Here is a 24,323-nt window from a genome sequence, read left to right as displayed (position 1 = left end):
CAGGTGTTGCTCGTGCTGAACAGGTGTTACTTGGGCTGTGCCTTCTTGCGGCGGTTGCCGATCATCTGACCGGCGAGGACCACCAGCACCGCGATGACGAACATCGCCGTGCCGATGACGTTGATCTGTACAGGCGTACCGCGCTGGGCCGATCCCCACACGAACATGGGGAAGGTGACGGTGTTGCCCGAGTTGAAGTTGGTGATGATGAAGTCGTCGAACGAGAGCGCGAACGAGAGCAGTGCGCCCGCCGCGATGCCCGGGGCCGCGATCGGCAGGGTGACCCGTACGAAGGTCTGCACGGGGCCGGCGTAGAGGTCGCGGGCGGCCTCTTCCAAGCGGGGGTCCATGGACAGGACTCGGGCCTTGACCGCGGCGACGACGAAGCTGAGGCAGAACATGATGTGGGCGATCAGGATCGTCCAGAAGCCCAGCTGGACGCCCATGTTGAGGAAGAGGGCGAGCAGCGAGGCCGCCATCACGATCTCGGGCATGGCCATCGGCAGGAAGATCAGCGAGTTGACCGCGGCGCGCCCCCGGAAGCGGTAGCGGACCATCGCGAAGGCGATCGCGGTGCCCAGCACGGTCGCGCCGATGGTGGCCCACAGGGCGATCTGGAGGGACAGGGACAGGGAGTCGCACATGTCGGCGACTCCGCAGGGGTCCTTCCAGGCGTCGAGCGAGAACTCCTGCCAGGCGTAGTTGAACCGCCCGGTGGGGTTGTTGAAGGAGAAGACCGTGACGACGACGTTCGGCAGGATCAGGTACGCGAGCGTGCCGAGTCCCGCGATCACGACGAGATTGCGGCGGAGCCAGGTGGTGGCGCTCTTCATCAGACCAGGTCCTCCGTTCCCGCTCGGCGGATGTAGACGGTGACCATGATCAGCACGATGGCCATGAGGATGAAGGACAGCGCGGCCGCCGTCGGATAGTCCAGGATGCGCAGGTACTGCGACTGGATGACGTTGCCGATCATCCGGGTGTCCGTGGAGCCGAGCAGCTCGGCGTTGACGTAGTCGCCGCTCGCCGGGATGAAGGTGAGGAGGGTTCCGGAGACCACGCCCGGCATGGAGAGCGGGAAGGTCACCTTGCGGAAGACCGTGGCGGGGCGGGCGTACAGGTCCCCGGCCGCCTCGTGGAGGCGGGTGTCGATGCGCTCCAGCGAGGTGTAGAGCGGCAGGATCATGAAGGGGAGGAAGTTGTACGTCAGACCGCAGACCACCGCGAGGGGCGTGGCCAGGACGCGGTCGCCCTCGGTCATGCCGAGCCAGCTGGTGACGTCCAGGAAGCCGATCTTGTTCAGGACGCCGACCACCGGGCCGCCGTCGGCCAGGATCGTCTTCCAGGCCAGGGTGCGGATCAGGAAGCTGGTGAAGAACGGGGCGATGACCAGCACGAGGAGGAGGTTGCGCCAGCGGCCCGCCTTGAAGGCGATCAGGTAGGCCAGCGGGTACCCGAGCAGCAGGCACAGGGCGGTCGCAGTGCCCGCGTAGAGCAGCGAGCGCAGGAACTGCGGGTAGTACTCGGTGAAGGCGTCCCAGTAGGTCTGAAAGTGCCAGGTGACCTTGAACCCCTCTTCGAGGGAGCCGGTCTGCACCGAGGTGGAGGCCTGGTAGACCATCGGCAGCACGAAGAAGACGACCAGCCACAGGATGCCGGGGAGCAGCAGCCAGTACGGGATCAGGCGCTTCTTCAGGGACGGCTTGTGGACCGGGGGTTCGGCCGCGGCGGGCGCCTGGGGCGGCGCGGCAGTGGCACTCACGCGGACTCCTCGACCGTCTCGATGCCCGCGTCGATGTCCTGGGCGGCGTCGAGGCCGAAGGTGTGCTCCGGGTTCCAGTGCAGGATCACGTCGGCGCCGGGGACCAGGCGGGCGTCGCGCTCGATGTTCTGGACGTACACCTCCAGCTCCGGGCAGACCTGGCTGTCGATGACGTACTGGGTGGAGACGCCGATGAAGGAGGAGTCGGCGATCTTGCCCGCGACCTTGTTGCGGCCGGCGGCGACGGTGTTCTCCTCGTCCGCGTGGACCAGCGAGATCTTCTCCGGGCGCACCCCGACCAGCAGCTTGCCGCCGGCGCGGGGTGTGGTCGAACATCGCGCCGCCGGGACGCGCAGCTTCGTACCCGCCGAGCTCACCATGACGTCGGAGCCGCCGGCTTCCAGGACCTCGGCCTCGATGAGGTTGGAGGTGCCGAGGAAGTTCGCCACGAAGGTCGTCTTCGGGTTCTCGTACAGCTCGGCGGGGGCGCCCAGCTGCTCGACGCGGCCGCCGTTCATCACGGCCACGGTGTCGGCCATGGTCATGGCCTCCTCCTGGTCGTGCGTGACGTGCACGAAGGTGATGCCGACCTCGGTCTGGATCCGCTTGAGCTCCAGCTGCATCTGGCGGCGCAGCTTCAGGTCGAGGGCGCCGAGCGGCTCGTCGAGGAGGAGGACCTGCGGGTGGTTGATGAGCGCGCGGGCGACCGCGACGCGCTGCTGCTGGCCGCCGGAGAGCTGGTGCGGCTTGCGCTGGGCGAACTGGCCGAGCTGGACCAGCTCCAGCATGTCGTCGACCTGCTTCTTGACGGACTTGATGCCGCGGCGGCGCAGCCCGAAGGCGATGTTCTCGGAGACGTCCAGGTGAGGGAAGAGCGCGTAGCTCTGGAAGACCGTGTTGACCGGGCGCTTGTACGGCGGCAGGTTCGTGACCTCGCGGTCGCCGAGGCTGACGGTGCCGGTGGAGGGCTCCTCCAGACCGGCGATCATGCGCAGGGTGGTGGTCTTCCCACAGCCCGAGGCGCCGAGCAGGGCGAAGAAGGAACCCTGGGGGATGGTGAGATCGAGCGGATGCACGGCGGTGAAGGATCCGTAGTGCTTGCTGATCCCGGCGAGGCGGACGTCGCCGCCCGCGGTCTTGTCAGTCATGGGCCTGGGCCTTCGGTGGTGGTGTCGTGGAAGGGGCAGGTGCCGGTACGGGTGCCGGTGCCGGTGGGGGGCGGCAGGACCCGTCAGGCTCCGATGAGCTTGGCGAACTTCTCCTCGTACGCCGTCTCTTCCTCGCCGGTCAGCGAGCGGAAGGCGTGCGACTTGGCGGACATCGCCTTGTCGGGGACGATCAGGACGTTGTCCGCGAGCGCCGGATCGATCTTGGCCAGCTCGTCCTTGACGCCCTCGACGGGGCAGACGTAGCTGATGAACGCGGCCAGCTGGGCGGCCACCGCGGGCTCGTAGTAGTAGTCGATGAGCTTCTCCGCGTTGGCCTTGTGCCGGGCCTTGACGGGGACCAGCAGGTTGTCGCTGGAGGTGAGGTAGCCGGGCGCCGGGATCGCGTACTGGATGTCCGGGTTGCCGGCCTGGAGCTGGATGACGTCGCCGGCCCAGGCCAGGCAGGCTGCGAGGTCGCCCTTGTCGAGGTCCGCGGTGTAGTCGTTGCCGGTGAAGCGGCGGATCTGCTTCTTGTCCACGCCCTTCTGGAGCCGGCCGATCGCCTCGTCGAAGTCGGCGCCGGTGAAGGTCGCCGGGTCCTTGCCCTGGTCGATCAGGGTCATGCCCACGGTGTCGCGCATCTCGGTGAGGAAGCCGACGCGGCCCTTGAGGGAGGGGTCGTCGAGCATCTGGGTGACCGAGTCGACCTTCTTCCCGCCGGTGGCCTTGGTGTTGTAGGCGATGACGGTGTCGATGCCGGTCCAGGGGTAGCTGTGCGCGCGGCCCGGGTCCCAGTCGGGGTTGCGGAACTGCGGGATCAGGTTGGCGTAGGCGTGCGGCAGGTTCGACGGGTCCAGCTTCTGCGCCCAGCCCAGGCGGATGATGCGCGAGGCCAGCCAGTCTGTGACGACGATCAGGTCACGGCCGGTGTCCTGACCGGCCGCGAGCTGCGGCTTGATCTTGCCGAAGAACTCGACGTTGTCGTTGATGTCCTCGGTGTACTTGACCTGGATCCCGGTCCGCTTGGTGAACTCCTCCAGCGTGGGACGCGACTTCTCGTCCTCGCTGGTGTCCATGTACTCGGTCCAGTTGGAGAAGTTGATCTCCTTCTCCTGGGCCGAGTGGTCGTCGGAGGCCACTGCGGCCCCGCCCTCGCGTTTGGCGGGCGGGATCCCGCAGCCGGCGAGGGTGGACAGGCCGCCGAGGGTGAGCGCTCCGACTCCGGAGACGCGCAGCAGCGAACGGCGGGTGAGGGCGCCGCGCCCGCTGGTGAGGCTGCGTCGCATCGCGGCGAGTTGCGCCGCCGAGAGACGGTCGGGCTCGTACTGCTCCATGGGAGGTGCCCTTTCGGGATGGGTGCGATGCCGCTGGTCCGGCGGCTGGTTTTTATCGGTCCCCGAAGATCGTGCGGTGCCAGTCCTTCGCCGCCACCGCGGTGTTGTCAAACATCACGTGCTTGACCTGCGTGTACTCCTCGAAGGAGTACGTGCTCATGTCCTTTCCGAAGCCGCTGGCCTTGTAGCCCCCGTGCGGCATCTCGCTGATGATCGGAATGTGGTCGTTGACCCAGACGCAGCCCGCCTTGAGCTCGCGGGTGGCGCGGTTGGCCCGGTACAGGTCGCGGCTCCAGGCGGAGGCGGCGAGGCCGTAGGGGGTGTCGTTGGCCAGCGCGATGCCCTCGTCGTCGGTGTCGAAGGGCAGCACGACCAGGACCGGCCCGAAGATCTCGGACTGGACCACCTCGCTGTCCTGGGCGGCGCCGGAGATCAGGGTGGGCCGGTAGTACGCGCCGTCGGCCAGCTCTCCCCCGGGGATCTCGCCGCCGGTGACGACCGTGGCGTAGCCGCGGGCGCGCTCGACGAAACCGGCGACCCGGTCGCGCTGGGCGTGCGAGACCAGCGGGCCGAGGTCGGTGGCCGGGTCGAAGGGGTCGCCGACCCGGACGGTGTCCATCAGCTCGGCGACCCGGGCGACGAAGGCGTCGTGGAGCGGGCGCTGCACGTAGGCGCGGGTGGCGGCGGTGCAGTCCTGGCCGGTGTTGATGAGGGAGGCGGCCACCGCGCCGTTCGCGGCGGCCTCCAGGTCGGCGTCGTCGAAGACGAGGAAGGGCGCCTTGCCGCCGAGCTCCAGGTGGAGCCGCTTGACGGTGGCGGTGGCGATCTCGGCGACCCGCTTGCCGATGGCGGTGGAGCCGGTGAAGGAGGTCATGACCACGTCCGGGTGGCCGACCAGGTGCTCACCGGCGTCCCGGCCGGCGCCGGTGACGATGTTGACCACGCCGTCGGGCAGGCCCGCCTCCTTGGCCGCCTGGGCGAACATCAGGGAGGTCAGCGGGGTGAGCTCGGCGGGCTTGAGCACGATGGTGTTGCCCGCGGCGATCGCCGGAAGGATCTTCCATGCGGCCATCTGGAGCGGATAGTTCCAGGGGGCGATGGAGCCCACGACCCCGATCGCCTCGCGGCGCACGTACGAGGTGTGGTCCCCGGAGTACTCCCCGGCGGCCTGCCCCTGGAGGTGGCGCGCGGCCCCCGCGAAGAACGCCGTGTTGTCGATGGTCCCCGGTACGTCGAACTCGGTCGACAGCTTGACCGGCTTGCCGCACTGCAGGGACTCCGCGTACGCGAACTCCTCGGCCCGCTCCGACAGTACGGCGGCCAGCCGGTGCAGCGCGTCGGAGCGCTCGCCGGGGGTGGCGCCGGACCAGCCGGGGAAGGCCCGCTTGGCCGCGGCGACGGCCGCGTCCACGTCCGCCGTGGAGGCCAGCTCGTAGGTGAGCACCTCCTCGCCCGTCGCCGGGTCCACCACCGTGTGTGACCGTCCTGAGGTGCCGGGTCGCAGCTGCCCGTCGATGTACTGCGCGCCTTCTGCGAAGCGGTCCTTGACCTGGACCTTGACCTGGAAGCGGTTGCCCATCACGCTCTCACGCTCTCCGTAGCTACAGTTCGAGCTACAGCTCGAATTGAGTGCCGATCCTGGCAGAGGTGTACCCCTCGGCCAAGTGATTCCGTTGTTGCCTTTTGATTACGCGACGGAATCGGTCGACCATGTGTCGAGGCGCGCCCGAAATCCGGTACGAAGTGTCAGTGGCGGGTGCAAGACTCGCGTGCATGGAGATGATCGACACACTGATCGGGCAGGTCAACCGGGGTGAGCGGGTGAAGTTCCTGCCGTTCTGGGGACACCGTCCGCGGCCCGACGGGACACTCGGCCAGAGCTGCCTGAGCCAGTGGTGGCCGTCCGAGTTCACCGTGGGTGACGTCCGGTACGCCACTGCCGAGCACTGGATGATGGCCGGAAAGGCACGGCTCTTCGGCGACGCCGAGGCCGAGCGGGCGGCGCTGGAGGCCAGGAGTCCGGCGGCTGCGAAGAAGGCCGGAAGGCTCGTGCGCGGCTTCGACGACGCGATATGGGAGCGGGAGCGGTTCGCCCTGGTGGTGGAGGGCAGCGTGCACAAGTTCGGCTCCGACCTGGCGCTGAAGGCGTACCTGCTGGGTACCGGGAAGCGGGTCCTGGTCGAGGCCAGCCCGCTGGACCGGATCTGGGGCATCGGACTGGCCGCCGACGACGACCGCGCGCTGGACCCGGCCCGCTGGCGGGGGCTGAACCTGCTGGGCTTCGCGCTGATGGAGGCCCGCGACCGCCTCCGGGCAGCGGCCGGGGCTGAGACGGGCGCCGGGACAGGGGCCGGGGCGGAGCAGCCGTGACGGACGGAGCCCGGATGCCGGCCGAGGACCGGCGCCGGGTGGCCGCGGTGATCATCCGGGACGGCTGCGTGCTGATGGTCCGGGAGCGCGGCAGGGGGAGCACGGGGCGGCACGACGGGCCGGAGTACTGGACCCTGCCCGGCGGCGGCCTGGAGGACGGGGAACACCCCGAGGACGCCGTCCGGCGCGAGGTCGCGGAGGAGACGGGACTGCGCGCGCTGGACGTGCGCTTCTCCCACGAAGCCCCGTACCCGTCGGGCTGGACCTCCTGCTACCGCGTGGAGGTCGCGGACGGGGAGCCGGTGCTGGGCGTGGACCCCGGCATGGCCTGCGACTGCCCGCGGATGGTGGGGCTGATCTGGGTACCGCTCTCCCGCGGCACCGGCGAGGGCGACGGCGAGGTCGTCATGGTGCCGACCCTGCTGATGCCCACGGCGGTCTGAAGCGGGCTGCGCGAGCTAGACGTTGAGGACCAGGGCGGGGGCGAGGGATACGTTTTCGGCCAGACGGGCGAGGCGGCGGGCTGTCTCGGAGCCGGGGCGGGGGCTGTAGACGACCAGCAGCTGGTCGGGTTCTCCCGGCAGCGCGAGGGTTTCGTAGGGGAGCTCCAGGAAGCCCACCAGCGGATGGTCGATGATCTTGACCCCGTGCGACTTCTGCTTGACCGGGTGGCCCGCCCACAGCTGACGGAACTTCTCGCTGCGCGCCGACAGTTCCTCCGTGAGCTCCTCCAGCACCGGGTCGCCCGGATGCCGCCCCGCGTCCAGCCGCAGATGACCGACCGTCTCCTCGGCGATCTGCGCCCACTGCGGGTACAGCGCGCGCACGGCCGGGTCGAGGAAGACCTGGCGGGCGATGTTGCGGAAGCCTTCGGGCATCGCGGAGTAGCCGGTGACCGCGTCCGCGAGGGCGTTCCAGGCCAGGACGTCCATCCGGCGGCCCAGGACGAAGGCCGGAGCCGACCCGCCGACCGCCTCCAGCAGCAGCCGCACCCCGGCCCGTACCTCCTGGACCGCGCCCGGCACCGCCCCGGGGGCCGGGGCCGCGGGGCGGGCCAAGGCACGCAGGTGCGCCTGCTCCGTGGAGTTCAGCCGGAGCACGCGGGCGATCGCGTCGAGCACGGCGTCCGAGACGCTGGGGCCGCGGCCCTGCTCCAGGCGGATGTAGTAGTCGACGCTGACCCCCGCGAGCTGCGCGACCTCCTCGCGCCGCAGGCCGGGCACGCGGCGGCGGCCGTGATCGGGCAGGCCCACGTCGTGGGGCTGGATGCGGGCGCGGCGCGAGCGCAGGAAGTCTCCGATGTCCCCGGTCATGGATTTCATCTTATCGGCGGGCCGTTCCCGTGCCCGGTGCCCTCGCCGCCCGTGCGCGGTGTCGCCGCTCCCCAGCCTGGTACTGGCAGTCCCAGGAAGAGCGGAGCCCTGGGCAGGCACGGGCCGCGCGCGCAGGCTGGTTCTCACCACCGGACGCCGCCGGGAAGCCCGCGGCAGATGTGAAGGAGCCACAGCCATGCCGTACGAATCCCTCCAGGGCCGCACCGCCGTCATCACCGGAGCCGCCGGCGGCATGGGCGCCGCTACCGCGCTGCTGCTCGCCCGGCACGGCGTCCGGGTGGCCCTCCTCGCCCGCCGCAGGGAGCGGCTGGAGGAGCTGGCCGGCAAGATCCGGGCCGACGGCGGTCAGGCCCTCGTCGCCGGGGCCGATGTCACCTCTCAGGACTCGGTGGACTCGGCGGTCCGGCTCGTCCACGCCGAGTACGGCGCGGTGGACCTCGTGGTCAACGCGGCCGGTGTCATGCTCCCCAACCCCGTCGAGGACGGCCGCGCCGACGAGTGGCAGCGGATGCTGGACACCAACGTGACCGGGGCGCTGCGCGTCATCCGCGCCTTCACCCCGGACCTGCTGGCCCGCGCGGCCGAGGGCGCCACCGCCGACCTGGTGAACGTCTCCTCCATCGGCGCGCACGTCACCTTCCCCAACTACGCCGTCTACGGCGCCACGAAGGCCGCGCTGACCCACCTCTCCCATTCGCTGCGCACCGAACTCGGCCCGCGCCGGGTGCGGGTGACGAACATCGAACCGGGCCTGACCGACACCGAGCTGGGCCAGCACATCGACAACCCGGAACTGTCGCGGCAGCTGTCCGGCATGTTCGAGGCGATCGGCCCGCTCGCGGCCCAGGACGTGGCGGACCTGATCGCGTACACCACGAGCCGCCCCCGGCACGTCAATCTGAGCCAACTGGTCATCCTGCCCACCGCCCAGGCGTAGCCCGCGGGAAAGGGCCGCTAAATGCGTGGCGGGCCTCGAACACCGCCTCATAGGATCAGAAGTGTCCAGGTGCGAAGGCGAGACCTACTTCCACTGTTAATGGGGCGGCCGCGGGTTCGAGTCCCGCCATCGGCTTCGGGCCGGTGTAGCTCAGTTGGTAGAGCACCTTGTGGTTTCGCCGGCTTCGATCTCTGGACACCTACGTCACGCACCTCCCGGTGCGCAGGCAGCGGCTACTTCCTCCACGAACCACGCCGCCGCCCTTCTTGATCTCGGGAGGCACGCGTGTGGAATGCCCGGTGCGCAGGCAGCGGATACTTCGGATCAGGAGGCGGCGGGTTCGAATCCCGCCCGGCCACGGCCGGTAGCTCAGCGGATTGAGCACCTGACTTCTTCCGTCGCCGACCTTGATCTCGGGCATTCCACACGCCAGGCCTTCCCCCAATGCCCAATGAATTCGGGGGAATTCTCATGTCTCGTTTCAACCTGCGCAGGTCCAGGCCGGCGGCGCCCACCGCGCCCGTCTCGCCCGTGCGCTCCACCGGGGTACGGGCCGCCAACCACCACGGCAGCCGCGGCTTCGTCCGCGACCCCCGCTCCGAGCTCTTCCTGCTGGCCGTCTCCAACTTCGTGACGCAGCAGACCTCTTACGAGTCCGGCGAAGCCCGCGACGACCGGTTCGCCGCGCTCGTGCGCACCCTCGCCGTGACGGACCCCGAGTGGACGGCGGGCCTGCTCGGCTGGCTCCGCGGCGACGGCAACATGCGCACCGCCTCCCTCGTCGGCGCCGCCGAGTACGTCAAAGCGCGGCTCGACGCCGGAGCCACCGGCGGACCGTCGAACCGGCAGGTCGTGGACTCCGTACTGCGGCGCCCCGACGAGCCCGGCGAACTGCTCGCCTACTGGACGGCCACCTACGGACGCAACGTGCCCAAGCCCGTCAAGCGCGGGATCGCCGACGCCGTACGCCGCCTCTACTCGGCCGCCGCGCTGCTGAAGTACGACACCGCGTCCAAGGGCTACCGCTTCGGCGACGTCCTCAACCTCGTGCACGCCTCGCCCGACCCGGACAAGCCCTGGCAGGGCGAGCTGTTCCGCCACGCCCTCGACCGCCGGCACCACCCGGAGACCGCCGAGGTCCCTGCGGACAACCGCACGCTCGTCGCGCACCGGACCCTGATGGAGCTGCCGGTGGCGGAGCGCCGGGATGTGGTCACCGCCTCCGACGGAGCCGAGCGGCTCGCCGCGGCGGGCATGACCTGGGAGGCGCTGGCCGGCTGGCTGCAGGGGCCGATGGACGCGGCCGCCTGGGAGGCGGTCATCCCGTCGATGGGTGCGATGGCGCTGCTGCGGAACCTGCGCAACTTCGACCAGGCCGGGGTCTCGGACGCGGTCGCCGAGCAGGTCGCGGCGAAGATCTCCGACCCGCAGACCGTCGCCCGGTCGCGGCAGTTCCCCTTCCGGTACCTGGCGGCCTACCAGCACGCGCCCTCGCTGCGCTGGGCGTACCCGCTGGAGCAGGCTCTGGGGCACTCGCTGGCCAACGTACCGGCTCTGCCCGGGCGGACGCTGATCCTGGTGGACCGGTCCGGGTCGATGTGGTCGCCGCTCTCGGACCGCTCGGAGCTGAACCGGGCCGACGCGGCGGCGGTCTTCGGGACGGCGCTGGCCCTGCGCGCCGAGGAGGCCCGCCTGGTGCAGTTCGGCACCAGCAGCAAGGAGGTCGCGTACAGCCGGGGCGAGTCGGTGCTGAAGGTGCTGGAACGGTTCCAGGATCTCGGCGGCACCTACACGGCGGAGGCCGTGCGTACGCACTACGCGGGGCACGACCGGGTGCTGATCATCACCGACGAGCAGGCCACCTACGCCCACGGCGGGGACCCGACCTCCCTGGTCCCGGACACCGTCCCGGTGTACACGTGGAACCTCGCCGGATACCGGATGGGCCACGCCCCCTCCGGGTCGGCGAACCGGCACACCTTCGGCGGGCTCACCGACGCGGCCTTCCGCATGGTGTCCCTGATCGAGGACGGCCGGGACGCCGCGTGGCCGTGGACGAAGACCGCCTGACGGGGCGGTGACGGTACACGGGTACGGCGACGGGGCCGGACCGGGGCGTGATGCTCCTGGTCCGGCCCCGTCGCCGTACCCGTGTACCCGTGGGCCCGCGGCGGTTCAGCCCCGGTAGACGACCTTGGTGTTCGAGTAGTTCGTCGAGTAGTCCGAGTCGCTGTCGTACCCCGAGTCGCCGTACATGACCCCGAAGACCATGAGCGCGATGACCAGGCAGCTGATCACGATGCCGACGATGCCCGTGATGATGCCTGCCAGCGCCATGCCGTCGTTGTCGGCCTCACCGCGCCTGGCCTTGCCGCGGCCCAGCACGCCGAAGATGACGGCCGGGATCCCGAAGAGGATTCCGGCGTAGCAGCTGATCACGGCGAGGATCCCGAGCACGAGCGCGGTGACTCCGAAGCCGTTGCTCTTGTGCGCGTAGGGCGGATATCCGGGGTAGCCCTGGTATCCGGGGTAGCCCGGCTGGCCCGGGTACGCCCCCTGCGGGGCGACCGGCGGGGCGGGATAGCCGTAGCCCCCGGGATCCGGCTGGGCCGGGTATCCGTAGCCGCCGGACGCGGGCTGGGCCGGGTATCCGTAGGCGGGCGGCGGACCGGGTGCGGGATCCGGCGTCTGCGCGGGCCCGAAGGCGGGCGCGGCCGCCGGCGGCTGTCCGGCCCTCGGCGCGTCCTGCGGTATGCCGGCGCCCGGCATCCCCGCGATGGTCTGCTGGTCGTGGACACCCGACGCACCCGGCGTACCCGGCGCACCCTGCTGTTTGCCCAGCTCGACCGCGGGCCGCTCCGGCGGCGCCCACGGGTCTCGCGACTCGGGGCTCTGATCGGTCATACGGCACCCCCCTCTCGTACAGCCATGCTAAGCGCTGCCTACGACACCCCTGCCCTTCCCTACGATGAAGCCAGTCCGTCCGCACCACTCCCTCCCGGAGGCACCCTCATGCCCGACCTGCACCCCTTCATCGCGGGGCTGCCCAAGGCCGAACTGCACGTCCACCACGTCGGCTCCGCCTCGCCCCGCATCGTGGCCGAACTCGCCTCCCGGCACCCCGACTCGAAGGTCCCCACGGACCCCGAGGCCCTCGCCGACTACTTCACCTTCACCGACTTCGCGCACTTCATCGAGGTCTACCTCTCGGTCGTCGACCTCGTCCGCACCCCCGACGACGTGCGCACCCTCACCTTCGAGGTTGCCCGCGACATGGCCCGGCAGAACATCCGGTACGCCGAACTCACCGTCACCCCGTACTCCTCCACCCGCCGCGGCATCGACGAGAAGGCCTTCATGGCGGCCATCGAGGACGCCCGCAAGGCCGCGGAGGCCGAGCTCGGCGTCATCCTGCGCTGGTGCTTCGACATCCCCGGCGAGGCCGGGCTGGAGGCCGCCGCCGAGACCGCGCGCCTCGCCGTCGACCTGCGCCCCGAGGGGCTGGTCTCCTTCGGCCTCGGCGGCCCCGAGATCGGTGTCCCCCGCCCGCAGTTCAAGCCGTACTTCGACGCCGCCCGGGCCGCGGGGCTCCACAGCGTGCCGCACGCCGGCGAGACCACCGGCCCGGAGACCGTCTGGGACGCCATCCGCGAGCTGGGCGCCGAGCGCATCGGCCACGGCACCACCTCCACCCAGGACCCCGAACTGCTCGCCTACCTCGCCGAGCACCGCATCGCGCTGGAGGTCTGCCCGACCTCCAACATCGCCACCCGCGCCGTGACCGACCTGGACCAGCACCCGGTCAAGGAGATGGTGGCGGCCGGTGTGCTCGTCACCATCAACAGCGACGACCCGCCGATGTTCGGCTCCGACCTCAACAACGAGTACGCCGTGGCCGCCCGGCTGCTGGACCTCGACGAACTCGGTCTCGCGCAGCTCGCGAAGAACGCCGTGGAGGCCTCGTTCCTGGACCCGGCGGGCAAGGCGGCGCTCATCGCCGAGATCGACACGTACACCTCCGCCTGGCTGGCTCCCTGACGGCTGCGCAGAATGGGGTGCATGCGCACCCTGACTGCCGTAGGCCACCGCGGGGATCCCTACCGCGTCCGCGAGAACACCCTCGCCTCGATCCGCTCCGCCTTCACCCGCGGCGCGGACGCGGTGGAGATCGACGTCCGGACGACCCGCGACGGGGTCCCCGTACTGCTCCACGACGAGAGCCTCCAGCGGCTGTGGGGCCATGACGTGCGCCTGGACGCCGTCACGGCCCCACAGCTCAAGGAGCTGACGCAGGGCGGGATTCCGACCCTGCGCGACGCCCTGATGGCCGCCGGCGCGGGCCGGGTCATGATCGACCTGCCGGGCGCGAGCGCCGAGACCGTACGGACCGTCGTGGGCCAGGTCCGCGAATGCGGGGCGCGCGACCGTACGTACTACTGCGCGGGCCCGGCCACCATGCTGGCGGTCCGCGCCGCCGATCCGGGCGCCGAGATCGCACTGACCTGGACCACGCTCTCGCCGCCGCGCCGGGTGCTGATCGACGCGGTGGCCCCGAGCTGGCTCAACTACCGTTTCGGGCTGGTCGGACGGGAGCTGGTGGACGCCCTGCACCGCGACGGCCTGCTGGTGTCGGCCTGGACCCCGGACACCAAGCGGTCGATGCGCGCGCTGATCGCGGCGGGGGCCGACTCGATCACCACGAACCGGGTGGACGTGCTGGCAGCCCTACGGGCCGAGCTCGGCCGGTGATACCCGCTTGGGGGGAGATCGGAGCGCGGGTCCGGGGGGCCGATCCGCGTCTGCAGGACCTGGGACTGACGCTGCTGGTGCTGCTGGCCGTCACCATGCCGTTCGTGGTGCCCCGTTCGGCCGACCTGCCGCGCGCGGACTGGGCCTCGTACGCGATGACCGTGCTCGCCGTGGTTCCGCTGGTCTGGCGGCGGCGGGCTCCGGTGGCGGTGCTGGTCGCGGTCCTGGCCCTCGGCGGCGTCTACAAGCTGGCCGTGGACGGGCCGGGGCAGCCGATCCCGTACGCCGGCCTCATCGCCTTCTACACCGTCGCCCTGCTGAGCACCGCCCGGGTGCGACTGGCCGTGGCGGGGCTCACGGTCGTGGCGGTCGCCCTGTCGGTGGGCTGGAACACGGGGACGGCGCGCGAGCTGCTGTTCACCCTCTTCGTCACCGCCGCGGCCTACGCCCTGGGCCGGCTCCAGTACACGCGCCAGGCGTACACCTCGGCCGTGGAGGACCGGGCGGCGCAGCTGGAGCGAGCCAACCGGATCGAGGCGGAACAGGCGGCCGCCCGCGAACGGGCCCGGATCGCGCGGGAGATGCACGACATCCTCTCGCACGCGGTCAGCATCATGATCGTGCAGGCCGAGGCCGGTCCGGTGGCAGTGCGCAGGGCCCCCGAGCGGGCCGAGGCCGCCTTCGAGGCGATCGCCGAGACGGGCCGGGACGCCATGGCGCAACTGCGCACGATGCTGGGGGTGCTACGACCCGACGGCGGCGCCGCGGCGGCCCCGCGCCGGCCCCAGCCCGGCATCGAGGAGCTGGCGGGGCTGCTGGAGCGGGTCCGGGGCAGCGGGCTGGAGGTGGGCTACGAGCGCACGGGCGCGGTGCGCCCCCTGCCCGCGGCGCTGGAGGCGACGGTGCACCGGGTGGTGCAGGAGTCGCTGACGAACGTGGTGAAACACGCCGGGGCGTCGGGGGTGGCCGTCCGGCTGGAGTACGGCCCGCGGGACCTCGCGGTGACGGTCACGGACGACGGGCGGGGGCCGGGCGGGGGCGTCGGGCCGGGCGCGGGCGGGCACGGCGCGGGCGGGCACGGCCTGATCGGAATCCGCGAGCGGGCGGCGGCCCACGGCGGAACGGCCGAGTCCGGTCCGGGGCCGGACGGACGCGGGTTCCGGGTGCGGGTCACCCTTGTAACGTCGGGTCAGGAGGTGGGGATGTGACGATCCGTGTGGTGGTGGCCGACGATCAGGAGCTGGTGCGCAGCGGCTTCGCGATGATCCTGGACGTCCAGGAGGACATCGAGGTCGTGGCGGAGGTCGGGGACGGTGCGGCGGCGGTGGCCGCGGTGCGGGACCTGGCGCCGGACGTGGCGCTGCTGGACATCCGGATGCCGGTGCTGGACGGCATCGAGGCGTGCCGGACGATCTCGGCGAGCAGCTCCTGCCGGACGGTGATGCTGACGACCTTCGACTCGGACGAGTACGTGTACGAGGCGCTGCACGCGGGGGCCAGCGGGTTCCTGCTCAAGGACGTGCGGCGGGACGATCTGGTGCACGCGGTACGGGTGGTGGCCGCGGGCGATTCCCTGCTGGCGCCTTCGGTGGCCCGGCGCCTGATCGAGGAGTACACGGCGGCCACCGCCCGGCCGGCGGCCGGGGAGGTCCTGTCGGCCGAGCGGCTGGAGGCGCTGACGGCCCGCGAGCGGGAGACGCTGCTGCTCCTGGGGCGGGGGCTGTCGAACGCGGAGATCGCGGGGGCGCTGACCGTGAGCGAGCACACGGTCAAATCGCATGTGGGCAACGTGTTGTCGAAGCTGGGGCTGCGGGACCGGATCCAGGCGGTGATCTGCGCGTACGAGACGGGTTTGATCGCGGCCGGCGGGCCGGCTGGCTCTTGGGTATCTCCCTCTGGGGAGTGAGACGGCGAGGGCCTCCTCCCCCGACACGGTGAGTTGTCGGACCGGTGAAGACCACTCTCGGTGGTGATCCGCAACTGCCCTGCTGACCTGCAGCATTGAGGTCATCGGGGCGGAGGTCGCCCCGGGAGCCGACAGGGGGATCCCACCATGAACGCAACGACCCGCACGCTGATCGCCACCGCCCTGGTCCTGGGCGTGGCGGCCGGACCGGCCGTCGCCCACGCCGCGCCGGCGTCGGGGGCGGCGTCCGGCTCGGTCTCCGCCGCGATCGCCGCGCCCGCCGCACCCACCGTCTCCACACCGCCGAACGCCGCGGCGCTGGAGAAGGCGATCGCCGGCCTCGGTCCGCAGAACAAGGACGCGACGGCCGCCCTGGTCAGGGTGGGCGGTACGAGCGGCTCCTGGCAGGGGAGTTCGGGAGTCGCGGACATCCGTACCGGGCGGGAGGCCGTCGAGCAGGGCCGTTTCCGGGCCGGGTCGGTGACCAAGACCTTCACCTCGTCGGTGGTGCTGCAGCTCGCGGCGGAGGGCCGGGTGGACCTCAACCGGCCGGTCCGCCAGTACCTGCCGGACACCGTTCCCGAGGCCTACGCCACCGTCACCGTCCGGCAACTGCTCAACTACACCAGCGGGATACCGTCGGCAGACGGGCCGGGCGACTCCTTCGAGGCGCAGTGGGAGCACCGCTTCGACGTGACCGACCCGCACGATCAGCTCGCCAACGCCCTCGCGAAGAAGCCGGAGTTCGCGCCGGGCGCCGCCCAGCACTACCTGAACATCGACTACACGCTGCTGGGCGTACTGATCGAGAAGGTGACGGGCACGACGTACGAGGAGGCGGTGGGCCGCCGGATCCTGAAGCCGCTGGGGCTGCACGGAACCTCGTTCCCGGGCCGGACCCAGACGAAGATCCACGGGCCGCACAACCAGGGCTACCAGACGGTGGCGAAGGCGGACGGTTCGAGGGAGCTGCGCGATGTGACGGAGTGGAATTCCTCGGACCGCTGGGCCGCCGGGGACATCATCTCGACGACGGCCGATCTGGAGCGGTTCACGATCGCGCTGTTCAGCGGGAGGATCGTGCCGAAGGCGCAGCTGGAGGAGATGTTCACGGTGCCCGGGGTGAAGGACTTCGCCAGCGGGAAGGACGCGACCCTGACGGCGGGGATGTCCCGGATCGTCCTGCCCGACGGCACGGTCGCCTGGGGCAAGACGGGCGGCCGGCACGGCTACAACACCGCGATAGGCGGGACCCGCGACCTCTCCCGCACCCTGGTCTACTCGGTGAACTCCACGAACGCCAAGGGCGAGGACACGAACCCGGTGGCCTTGGGCATCGTGATGGCGGCCTTCGCCAAGTAGCCGTCAGGCGGGCATCGCTTCCAGCCGCTTGATCATGCGTCGCAGGAGCAGTAGCGGGATCACTCCGAAGACGCCGAACGACATGTCGATGACGCTCCACCAGAAGGGGATGCCGCGGATCGGGCCGCAGATCAGGGCCAGCGGTATCACTCCGAGGCAGGCGATCATGCCGGCCTCGACGATCCAGATGTTGCGGACGGGGTCGCGGTGGACTCCGTAGAAGAAGACCGCGATCACCAGGTGGGCGAAGGCGAGCCAGTCGGTGCCGTAGAGGAGGAAGGGGTAGTCGCGGTCGGCCTGGTCCAGCCCGTCGCCCACGCGGCGCAGCCAGTCGTGGGAGATCAGGGAGTTGGTCCAGTGGAGCTCGTTCACCAGGGGGAAGGCGGTGAGTCCGCTGAGGACGAGGCAGACGACGAACAGGACCAGCCAGACACGGATACGCCGCTCAAGGGCGTTTCTCTCGCTCATGGGTGTCAGCGTACGCAGGTTTCTGAACACGTTCAGTCAAATTACTGAACGCGTTCAGTTCTGTGGCCGGACCGTGATCAACTCCCCTCAGAGTCCGACGATGGCGTTCCACCGCTTGGCGAGGGGTGCGCGCTCGGCCGAGGAGATGTCCCGGGCCAGGACGAGGCGCTTGCGCATGTCGTCGTCGGGGAAGATCAGCGGGTTCTCGGCGAGCTCGGCGGTCTCCTTGTCCTCGGAGGCGGCCAGGACTTCTCGGGCGGCCGGGACCGGGCAGACGTAGTTGACGGCGGCTGCGAGCTTCGCGGCCACCTCGGGGGCGTAGTAGAAGTCGATCAGGGCCTCGGCATTGGCCTTGTGGCGGGCGAGGTTGGGGATGAGCATGCTCTCCGCCCAGAGCTCGGCGCCCTCCTCCGGAACCACGAACTCGATGTCGGGGTTGTCGGCCTGGAGCTGGATCGCGTCGCCGGAGTAGGCCTGGCAGGCCAGGACGTCGCCCTTGCTGAGGTCCGAGGTGTAGTCGTTGCCGGTGAAGCGGCGGATGTGCTTCTTCTTCACCATGCTCTCCACGTGGTCGCACATCCGGTGGAAGTCGGACTCGGTCCACCGGGTGACGTCGACGCCGTTGCCCTGCATCAGCAGGGAGAAGGACTCGTCGAGGCCGGAGAAGAGCGTCACCTTGCCCGCCAGGTCCGGCTGCCAGAGGTCCTTGACCGACTTGATCTCCCGGCCGAGCGCCTTGCGGTTGTAGGCGATGCCGGTGATCCCCGACTGCCAGGGGACGGTGTGCAGCCGGCCCTCGTCGAAGGCCGGGGAGCGCAGCTGCGGGTCGAGGTACTTGGCCACGTTGGGCTGCGCCGAGCGGTCCATGGCCTGGGCCCAGCCCAGGTGGACGAAGCGGGCGGCCATCCAGTCGCTGACCACGACCAGGTCGTGGCCGGTCTCCTGGTGGTTCATCAGGGAGGGGCTGACCTTGCCGAAGAACTCGTCGTTGTCGTTGATCTCCTCGGTGTACCGGACGTCGATGCCGGTCTTCTCCGTGAAGGCGTCCAGCGTCGGCCGCCGGTTCTCGTCCTCGTCGTCCGTGTCGATGTAGAGCGGCCAGTTCGAGAAGGAGACGCTGCGGTCGCGTTCGGAGCGGTCCCGGCCCTCCCGCTGGTACTCGGGGACGAAGGCGGCGGGGACGCCACAGCCGGTGAGGGCGGCCAGCAGGCCCGCGGCACCGAGGCCGCGCATCGCCGCGCGGCGGGAGAAGGCGAGTTCAGGCATGGCCAAAGCCTCGGCGAACGCGAAGAGGCGGGCAATAGACATGTTGTCTACTACCCGCCCCTTCAAGGCTGTGGCTTGATCAATGCGGCGGCCGCCCGGCCGTCGCGCCCGACCTCGCGCCCGACCTCGCGCCCGACCTCGCGCCCGACCTCAGTGAGCCCCGGATCAGCCGTCGAGCGAGGTCATGACGTGCTTGATGCGGGTGTAGTCCTCGAAGCCGTAGGCGGAGAGGTCCTTGCCGTAGCCGGACTTCTTGTATCCGCCGTGGGGCATCTCGGCGACGAGCGGGATGTGGGTGTTGATCCACACGCAGCCGAAGTCGAGGTTCTTGGACATCCGCATCGCGCGGCCGTGGTCCTTGGTCCACACCGAGGAGGCGAGGGCGAACTCGACGTCGTTGGCGTACGCCAGGGCCTGGTCCTCGTCCGTGAAGGACTGGACGGTGATGACGGGGCCGAAGACCTCGTTCTGGATGATCTCGTCGTCCTGCTTGAGGCCCGAGACCACGGTCGGGGCGTAGAAGTAGCCCTTCTCGCCGACCTGGTGGCCGCCCGCCTCGACCTTGGCGTGGGCGGGGAGCCGCTCGATGAAGCCCGCGACCTGCTTCAGCTGGTTCGGGTTGTTCAGCGGACCGTAGAGCACGTCCTCGTCGTCCGGCTGCCCGGTCTTGGTGTCGGCCGCGTTCTTGGCCAGCGCCGCGACGAACTCGTCGTGGATCGACTCGTGGACCAGTACGCGGCAGGCCGCGGTGCAGTCCTGGCCGGCGTTGAAGAAGCCGGCGACCGCGATGTCCTCGGCGGCCTTGGCGATGTCGGCGTCCTCGAAGACCACGACGGGGGCCTTGCCACCGAGCTCCAGGTGGACGCGCTTGACGTCCTTGGAGGCGCTCTCGGCGACCTGCATGCCCGCACGCACGGAGCCGGTGATGGAGGCCATCGCCGGAGTGCGGTGCTCGACCATGGCCTTGCCGGTCTCGCGGTCGCCGCAGACGACGTTGAAGACGCCCTTGGGCAGGATCGAGCCGATGATCTCCGCCATCAGGATGGTGGAGGCCGGGGTGGTGTCCGAGGGCTTGAGGACCACGGTGTTGCCCGCGGCGATGGCCGGGGCGAACTTCCAGACGGCCATCATCATCGGGTAGTTCCAGGGCGCGACCTGGGCACAGACGCCGACCGGCTCGCGGCGGACGATGGAGGTCATGCCCTCCATGTACTCGCCGGCCGAACGGCCCTCGAGCAGGCGGGCGGCGCCCGCGAAGAAACGGATCTGGTCCACCATCGGCGGCAGCTCCTCGCTGGCCGTGAGGCCCAGCGGCTTGCCGGTGTTCTCCGATTCAGTGGCGACGAGCTCGTCCGCGCGCGCCTCGAAGGCGTCCGCGATCTTGAGCAGCGCCTTCTGGCGCTCGGAGGGGGTCGTGTCGCGCCAGGCCGGGAAGGCCGCCGCGGCGGCGGCCATGGCGGCGTCCACGTCCGCCTGGCCGGAGAGGGGAGCGGTCGCGTACGCCTCGCCCGTGGCGGGGTTGACCACCTCGGTGGTCCGCCCGTCGGCGGCGTCCTTGAACTCCCCGCCGATGTAGTTGCGCAGACGACGCAGTTCGGTGGTCACTACAGCCACACTCCTGTGATCACATGTCCAATGGTTGAGACAGCTACTCAGCCTAGCCTCTCGGACGCCGTTTTCGACAGGCCCACGCACCACGAACTACGGAATCAGTGAGATCTGACTCCCGAAACAACGAATTACATCGTTCTCGCCTTGCGGAACAGACGACTCCTCGTGCACAGTGAGGGCGTGGTCAGTCGAAGCGCAGATTCCAGGAACAGACAACCGTCCCCTTCGGTCGATGCTGTGTCCCTGGCGATCATCGAGCAACTGCAGGAGGACGGTCGCCGTCCCTATGCAGCCATCGGCAAGGCCGTGGGCCTGTCCGAAGCCGCGGTGCGCCAGCGAGTACAGAAGCTTCTCGACCAGGGCGTCATGCAGATCGTGGCCGTCACCGACCCGCTCACCGTGGGGCTGCGGCGCCAGGCGATGGTCGGCATCAACGTCGAGGGAGACCTCGACCCCGTGGCAGACGCGCTGACCGCGATGGCCGAGTGCGAGTACGTGGTGATGACCGCGGGCTCGTTCGACCTGATGGTGGAGATCGTCTGCGAGGACGACGACCACCTGCTGGAGACGATCAACAAGAAGATCCGCGCGCTCCCCGGCGTGCGATCAACCGAAAGCTTCGTTTACCTGAAGCTGAAGAAGCAGACCTACATGTGGGGAACGAGATAGCCCGTGAGCCAGGACCTCTCCAAGACCGCGTACGACCACCTGTGGATGCACTTCACCCGCATGTCGTCGTACGAGAACTCGCCCGTACCCACCATCGTGCGGGGTGAAGGCACCTACATCTTCGACGACAAGGGCAAGCGCTACCTGGACGGTCTCGCCGGACTGTTCGTGGTCAACGCCGGTCACGGCCGCAAGGAACTGGCCGAGGTCGCCTACAAGCAGGCCCAGGAACTCGCGTTCTTCCCCATCTGGTCGTACGCGCACCCCAAGGCCGTCGAGCTCGCCGAGCGCCTCGCCCACTACGCCCCGGGCGACCTGAACAAGGTCTTCTTCACCACCGGTGGCGGCGAGGCCGTCGAGACCGCCTGGAAGCTCGCCAAGCAGTACTTCAAGCTTCAGGGCAAGCACACCAAGTACAAGGTCATCTCCCGCGCGGTCGCCTACCACGGCACCCCGCAGGGCGCCCTGTCCATCACGGGCCTGCCGGCCCTCAAGGCCCCCTTCGAGCCGCTGGTTCCCGGCGCGCACAAGGTGGTCAACACCAACATCTACCGCGCCCCGATCTACGGCGACGACCCCGTGGCCTACGGCCGCTGGTGCGCCGACCAGATCGAGCAGGAGATCCTGTTCGAGGGCGCCGACACCGTCGCCGCCGTCTTCCTGGAGCCGGTGCAGAACGCCGGTGGCTGCTTCCCGCCGCCGCCCGGGTACTTCCAGCGGGTCCGCGAGATCTGCGACGAGTACGACGTGCTGCTCGTCTCCGACGAGACGATCTGCGCGTTCGGCCGCCTCGGCACGATGTTCGCCTGTGACAAGTTCGGCTACGTGCCGGACATGATCACCTGCGCCAAGGGCATGACCTCGGGCTACTCCCCGATCGGTGCCTGCATCATCTCGGACAAGCTCGCCGAGCCGTTCTACAAGGGTGACAACACCTTCCTGCACGGCTACACCTTCGGCGGACACCCGGTGTCCTCCGCGGTGGCGCTCGCCAACCTCGACATCTTCGACAAGGAAGGCCTCAACCAGCACGTGCTGGACAACGAGGACGCCTTCCGCTCGACGCTGGAGAAGCTGCACGACCTGCCGATCGTCGGCGACGTCCGCGGCAACGGCTACTTCTACGGCATCGAGCTCGTCAAGGACAAGGTCACCAAGGAGTCCTTCACGGACGAGGAGACCGAGCGCGTGCTCTACGGCTTCCTCTCCAAGGCGCTCTTCGAGAACGGCCTGTACTGCCGCGCCGACGACCGTGGCGACCCGGTCATCCAGCTGGCCCCGCCGCTCACCGCCGACCAGGGCACCTTCGACGAGATCGAAGGCATCCTGCGCCGCGTGCTGACCGAGGCCTGGACCAAGCTCTAACCAGCAGCCGTCCGCGAGCAGCAACACGCAGTAAATAGTCCGACCACACGGCCCGGATCCTCCGTTCGAGTGAGAACGAGAGGGTCCGGGCCGTGTGCTGTCACCATCCAAGACGTTCATCTCTTTACATCTCATTGCGGTGCCAGTGACCTACGCGGCTCCGCTTCGTTCCCCCGGACGGAGGTGTACGCCATGGTGGCTCCACCGGACAAAGCTCCGCCAGACAATGCCCCGCCCCAGGACGATGTGCTCTGGGCACGGTCCCTGCACTACTCCCACAGCGGTTCGCCCGGCCTCATCGGGGTCTCGATCGGCGTCCGCGCGGGCGAGATCCTCGCCGTCACCGGCCCCCGCGGCAGCGGCAAGACCACCCTGCTGCGCTGCCTGTCCGGGCAGCTGCTGCCCGAGCAGGGCGAGGTCTGGTTCAACAGCGTCCCCGTGCACACCATGGGGGCCCTGGCCCGCGAGCGGCTGCGCCGCGACCGGTTCGGCTGGATCGGCCCCGAACCGCAGCTGCTGCCCGAGCTCCGGGTCTGGGAGAACGCCGCCCTGCCGCTGCTGATCGCGGGCGCGAGCCACCGCAGCGCCAAACGGGCCGCCTGCGAATGGCTGGACCGCCTCGACATCGGCGCCTTCGCCCGCAAGCGCCCCGGCGCCCTCAACCGCGCCGAGTCCCAGCGCGTGGCCCTCGCCCGCGCCCTCGCGAGCGAACCCGCCGTGATCTTCGCCGACGAGCCCACGGCCCCGCTGCACCGCGCCGAGTGCGCCCTGCTGCTCCGTACGCTCACCACCGCGGCCCGCTCGCACCGGATCACCGTGGTGCTGGCCACCCACGACGAGGAGACCGCGGCCGTCGCCGACCGGCGGGTCGCCCTGCTCGACGGACGCCCGGCCTCCGCGGCCGCCGCCCACCAGACCGTCTTCCCCCAACCCCCGGAGGACCAGGCCGCGTGCTCGCTCTCCGCCTAGCCCGCGGCTCCCGGCCGCTCGTCCAGCTCCGCCGACTGCTGGTCGCCGCAGCCTCCGCCGGGAGCGGCTTCCTGCTGCTGTACGTGCTCGCGGAGGCCACGGCCCGGCCCGCCGGATCGTTCCCCCAACTGCTGTGGGCCCTGGTGCCGCTCGCCGTCACCGTCCAGTTCGCCGTCGCCGTGGCCCGTACCGACCCGGCGACCGCCCCCCGGGACGGGCTGGACGCGGCCGGGCTGGGACCCGTACGGCTCACTCTGGTCGCGGCGATTTCCACCGCCGTCGCCTGCACCCTCGGCAGCGCCGTGGCCCTGGCCGTCTTCCTCCACCTGCGCGGGGACGTGGCCGGGCTGCCCTTCGACGGAGCGGGGGCCGAACTGCTCCACGCCGATCAGCCGCTGCCCGTGGCCGCAGCCCTCACCCTGCTGGCTCTGCTCCCGCTGGCCGCCTCCGCCGCCACCGCCCTCGCCCTGCGCCCGAGCCCCCGGCCGGCCCCGCAGACCGTGCTGCCCTGGGGCATCGCACTGGCCGCCTGCGGACTCGCTGCCCTGGCCTACGCCGGACCCGGCGGCGCCGGACCGCCGGCCGGCTGGGCCCTGACCGCAGCCGGGCTCGCCCTCGCCGGTCCCGGCCTCGCCTACGCCTGCGGGGCACTGGTCCAGTCGGTGCGTCCGGGCGCGCTGCGGCTGCTGGCCGGCCGGACCCTCCAGGAGGAGGCCCCCCGGCTCGGCGCCCCGCTCGGCGTGCTGTGCGCGGTCGGCGCCGGCGCCCTCAGCGCCGTGGCCCTGCGCGACCGCGGCGGCCTGCAGGTCCCGCTCGGGCCGCTGACCGCACCGGCCGCCGCACTGGTGGTGCTGTGCGCGGCCGCCACCCTGCTGACCTCGGCGGTCGAGGTCCGCCAGGCCCGCGCCGCCACCCGGGCGACCCTGACCGGCATCGGCGCCCCGGCAGGCGTGCTGCGCAGCGCCGCCACCGTACGGACGCTCGCGCTGGCGGCCGGGTGCCTGCCGCTCGTGTGGGGTGTCGCACAGCTGACGTCGCTGGCATTGACCCACTGAGGCGAGCCCTTAGGGTGG

23 protein-coding genes are annotated in these 24,323 nt (G+C 70.5%); 13 read left to right on the top strand and 10 right to left on the bottom strand.

Going from position 1 to position 24,323, the window contains the following annotated elements; translation table 11 throughout:
* Positions 1–26: 26 nt before the first annotated feature.
* From OHU74_RS26360 to OHU74_RS26340, 5 genes are all read right to left on the bottom strand, one after another.
* A complete protein-coding gene (locus tag OHU74_RS26360; RefSeq protein WP_371618148.1) occupies positions 27–833 on the bottom strand; it encodes an ABC transporter permease in 807 nt (268 codons plus the stop codon).
* Positions 833–1,762, bottom strand: a complete 930-nt coding sequence (locus OHU74_RS26355; protein WP_371618147.1) for an ABC transporter permease — start codon at positions 1,760–1,762, stop codon at positions 833–835. Before OHU74_RS26355 ends, OHU74_RS26360 begins: the two co-directional genes overlap by 1 nt.
* The gene (locus OHU74_RS26350; protein ID WP_371618146.1) at positions 1,759–2,910 is read right to left on the bottom strand and encodes an ABC transporter ATP-binding protein; all 1,152 of its coding nucleotides are present in this window, start codon (positions 2,908–2,910) and stop codon (positions 1,759–1,761) included. The genes OHU74_RS26355 and OHU74_RS26350 overlap by 4 nt, the downstream gene beginning before the upstream one ends.
* 83 nt (positions 2,911–2,993) lie before the next feature.
* Positions 2,994–4,244, bottom strand: a complete 1,251-nt coding sequence (locus OHU74_RS26345) for a spermidine/putrescine ABC transporter substrate-binding protein (protein ID WP_371618145.1) — start codon at positions 4,242–4,244, stop codon at positions 2,994–2,996.
* A 52-nt stretch (positions 4,245–4,296) separates the two neighbouring features.
* The gene (locus OHU74_RS26340; protein WP_371619819.1) at positions 4,297–5,823 is read right to left on the bottom strand and encodes a gamma-aminobutyraldehyde dehydrogenase; all 1,527 of its coding nucleotides are present in this window, start codon (positions 5,821–5,823) and stop codon (positions 4,297–4,299) included.
* Between the two features lie 194 nt (positions 5,824–6,017).
* On the opposite strand from OHU74_RS26340, the gene OHU74_RS26335 reads away from it, so the two are divergent.
* Both OHU74_RS26335 and OHU74_RS26330 read left to right on the top strand, forming a co-directional pair.
* A complete protein-coding gene (locus OHU74_RS26335) occupies positions 6,018–6,614 on the top strand; it encodes an NADAR family protein (protein WP_371618144.1) in 597 nt (198 codons plus the stop codon).
* Positions 6,611–7,057, top strand: a complete 447-nt coding sequence (locus OHU74_RS26330; protein WP_371618143.1) for an NUDIX hydrolase — start codon at positions 6,611–6,613, stop codon at positions 7,055–7,057. The genes OHU74_RS26335 and OHU74_RS26330 overlap by 4 nt, the downstream gene beginning before the upstream one ends.
* 15 nt (positions 7,058–7,072) lie before the next feature.
* Here OHU74_RS26330 and OHU74_RS26325 read toward each other — a convergent pair whose 3' ends face one another.
* On the bottom strand, positions 7,073–7,927 hold the full coding sequence (locus OHU74_RS26325; protein WP_371618142.1) for a helix-turn-helix transcriptional regulator: 855 nt from the start codon (positions 7,925–7,927) through the stop codon (positions 7,073–7,075).
* A gap of 196 nt (positions 7,928–8,123) precedes the next feature.
* On the opposite strand from OHU74_RS26325, the gene OHU74_RS26320 reads away from it, so the two are divergent.
* Entirely contained in the window at positions 8,124–8,885 is a 762-nt protein-coding gene (locus OHU74_RS26320) for an SDR family oxidoreductase (RefSeq protein WP_330298835.1), read from the top strand.
* 471 nt (positions 8,886–9,356) lie between these two features.
* A complete protein-coding gene (locus OHU74_RS26315) occupies positions 9,357–10,955 on the top strand; it encodes a TROVE domain-containing protein (RefSeq protein WP_371618141.1) in 1,599 nt (532 codons plus the stop codon).
* A 105-nt stretch (positions 10,956–11,060) separates the two neighbouring features.
* Here OHU74_RS26315 and OHU74_RS26310 read toward each other — a convergent pair whose 3' ends face one another.
* Positions 11,061–11,789, bottom strand: a complete 729-nt coding sequence (locus OHU74_RS26310; protein ID WP_371618140.1) for a DUF4190 domain-containing protein — start codon at positions 11,787–11,789, stop codon at positions 11,061–11,063.
* A 108-nt stretch (positions 11,790–11,897) separates the two neighbouring features.
* On the opposite strand from OHU74_RS26310, the gene OHU74_RS26305 reads away from it, so the two are divergent.
* From OHU74_RS26305 to OHU74_RS26285, 5 genes are all read left to right on the top strand, one after another.
* Positions 11,898–12,923: an adenosine deaminase gene (locus OHU74_RS26305; RefSeq protein WP_371618139.1), complete on the top strand. Its 1,026-nt coding sequence runs from the start codon at positions 11,898–11,900 to the stop codon at positions 12,921–12,923.
* 21 nt (positions 12,924–12,944) lie between these two features.
* Positions 12,945–13,634 carry a glycerophosphodiester phosphodiesterase gene (locus tag OHU74_RS26300; RefSeq protein WP_371618138.1) on the top strand — a complete coding sequence of 230 codons (690 nt, stop codon included), beginning with the start codon at positions 12,945–12,947 and terminating at the stop codon, positions 13,632–13,634.
* Positions 13,634–14,842, top strand: coding sequence for a sensor histidine kinase (locus OHU74_RS26295; protein WP_371619818.1), 1,209 nt, complete (start codon positions 13,634–13,636; stop codon positions 14,840–14,842). The genes OHU74_RS26300 and OHU74_RS26295 overlap by 1 nt, the downstream gene beginning before the upstream one ends.
* Complete coding sequence (locus OHU74_RS26290; RefSeq protein WP_371618137.1) at positions 14,839–15,540, top strand: response regulator; 702 nt, start codon at positions 14,839–14,841, stop codon at positions 15,538–15,540. The genes OHU74_RS26295 and OHU74_RS26290 overlap by 4 nt, the downstream gene beginning before the upstream one ends.
* A gap of 147 nt (positions 15,541–15,687) precedes the next feature.
* Positions 15,688–16,902, top strand: coding sequence for a serine hydrolase domain-containing protein (locus OHU74_RS26285; RefSeq protein WP_371618136.1), 1,215 nt, complete (start codon positions 15,688–15,690; stop codon positions 16,900–16,902).
* A gap of 3 nt (positions 16,903–16,905) precedes the next feature.
* On the opposite strand, the gene OHU74_RS26280 is transcribed toward OHU74_RS26285, so the two are convergent.
* From OHU74_RS26280 to OHU74_RS26270, 3 genes are all read right to left on the bottom strand, one after another.
* Complete coding sequence (locus tag OHU74_RS26280) at positions 16,906–17,370, bottom strand: hypothetical protein (RefSeq protein WP_371618135.1); 465 nt, start codon at positions 17,368–17,370, stop codon at positions 16,906–16,908.
* An 87-nt stretch (positions 17,371–17,457) separates the two neighbouring features.
* Entirely contained in the window at positions 17,458–18,636 is a 1,179-nt protein-coding gene (locus tag OHU74_RS26275; protein ID WP_371619817.1) for a spermidine/putrescine ABC transporter substrate-binding protein, read from the bottom strand.
* Positions 18,637–18,801: 165 nt separating this feature from the next.
* Positions 18,802–20,241 (bottom strand): gamma-aminobutyraldehyde dehydrogenase, encoded by a 1,440-nt coding sequence (locus OHU74_RS26270; RefSeq protein ID WP_371618134.1) that lies wholly within the window; start codon positions 20,239–20,241, stop codon positions 18,802–18,804.
* A gap of 171 nt (positions 20,242–20,412) precedes the next feature.
* Here OHU74_RS26270 and OHU74_RS26265 point away from each other — a divergent pair, with 171 nt between their 5' ends.
* The 4 genes from OHU74_RS26265 to OHU74_RS26250 all read left to right on the top strand — a co-directional run bounded on the left by OHU74_RS26265 (position 20,413) and on the right by OHU74_RS26250 (position 24,305).
* Entirely contained in the window at positions 20,413–20,916 is a 504-nt protein-coding gene (locus OHU74_RS26265; RefSeq protein ID WP_214937061.1) for an Lrp/AsnC family transcriptional regulator, read from the top strand.
* Between the two features lie 3 nt (positions 20,917–20,919).
* Positions 20,920–22,281: an aspartate aminotransferase family protein gene (locus OHU74_RS26260; protein WP_371618133.1), complete on the top strand. Its 1,362-nt coding sequence runs from the start codon at positions 20,920–20,922 to the stop codon at positions 22,279–22,281.
* A gap of 183 nt (positions 22,282–22,464) precedes the next feature.
* Entirely contained in the window at positions 22,465–23,250 is a 786-nt protein-coding gene (locus OHU74_RS26255; protein WP_371618132.1) for an ABC transporter ATP-binding protein, read from the top strand.
* Positions 23,232–24,305: a hypothetical protein gene (locus tag OHU74_RS26250; RefSeq protein WP_371618131.1), complete on the top strand. Its 1,074-nt coding sequence runs from the start codon at positions 23,232–23,234 to the stop codon at positions 24,303–24,305. The genes OHU74_RS26255 and OHU74_RS26250 overlap by 19 nt, the downstream gene beginning before the upstream one ends.
* The last annotated feature ends 18 nt before the right edge of the window (positions 24,306–24,323 follow it).

The organism is Streptomyces sp. NBC_00454 (assembly GCF_041434015.1).
Lineage (GTDB): Bacteria > Actinomycetota > Actinomycetes > Streptomycetales > Streptomycetaceae > Streptomyces.
The sequence above is the reverse complement of the archived record's forward strand: the minus strand, read 5'-3'. Positions and strand labels throughout refer to the sequence as shown.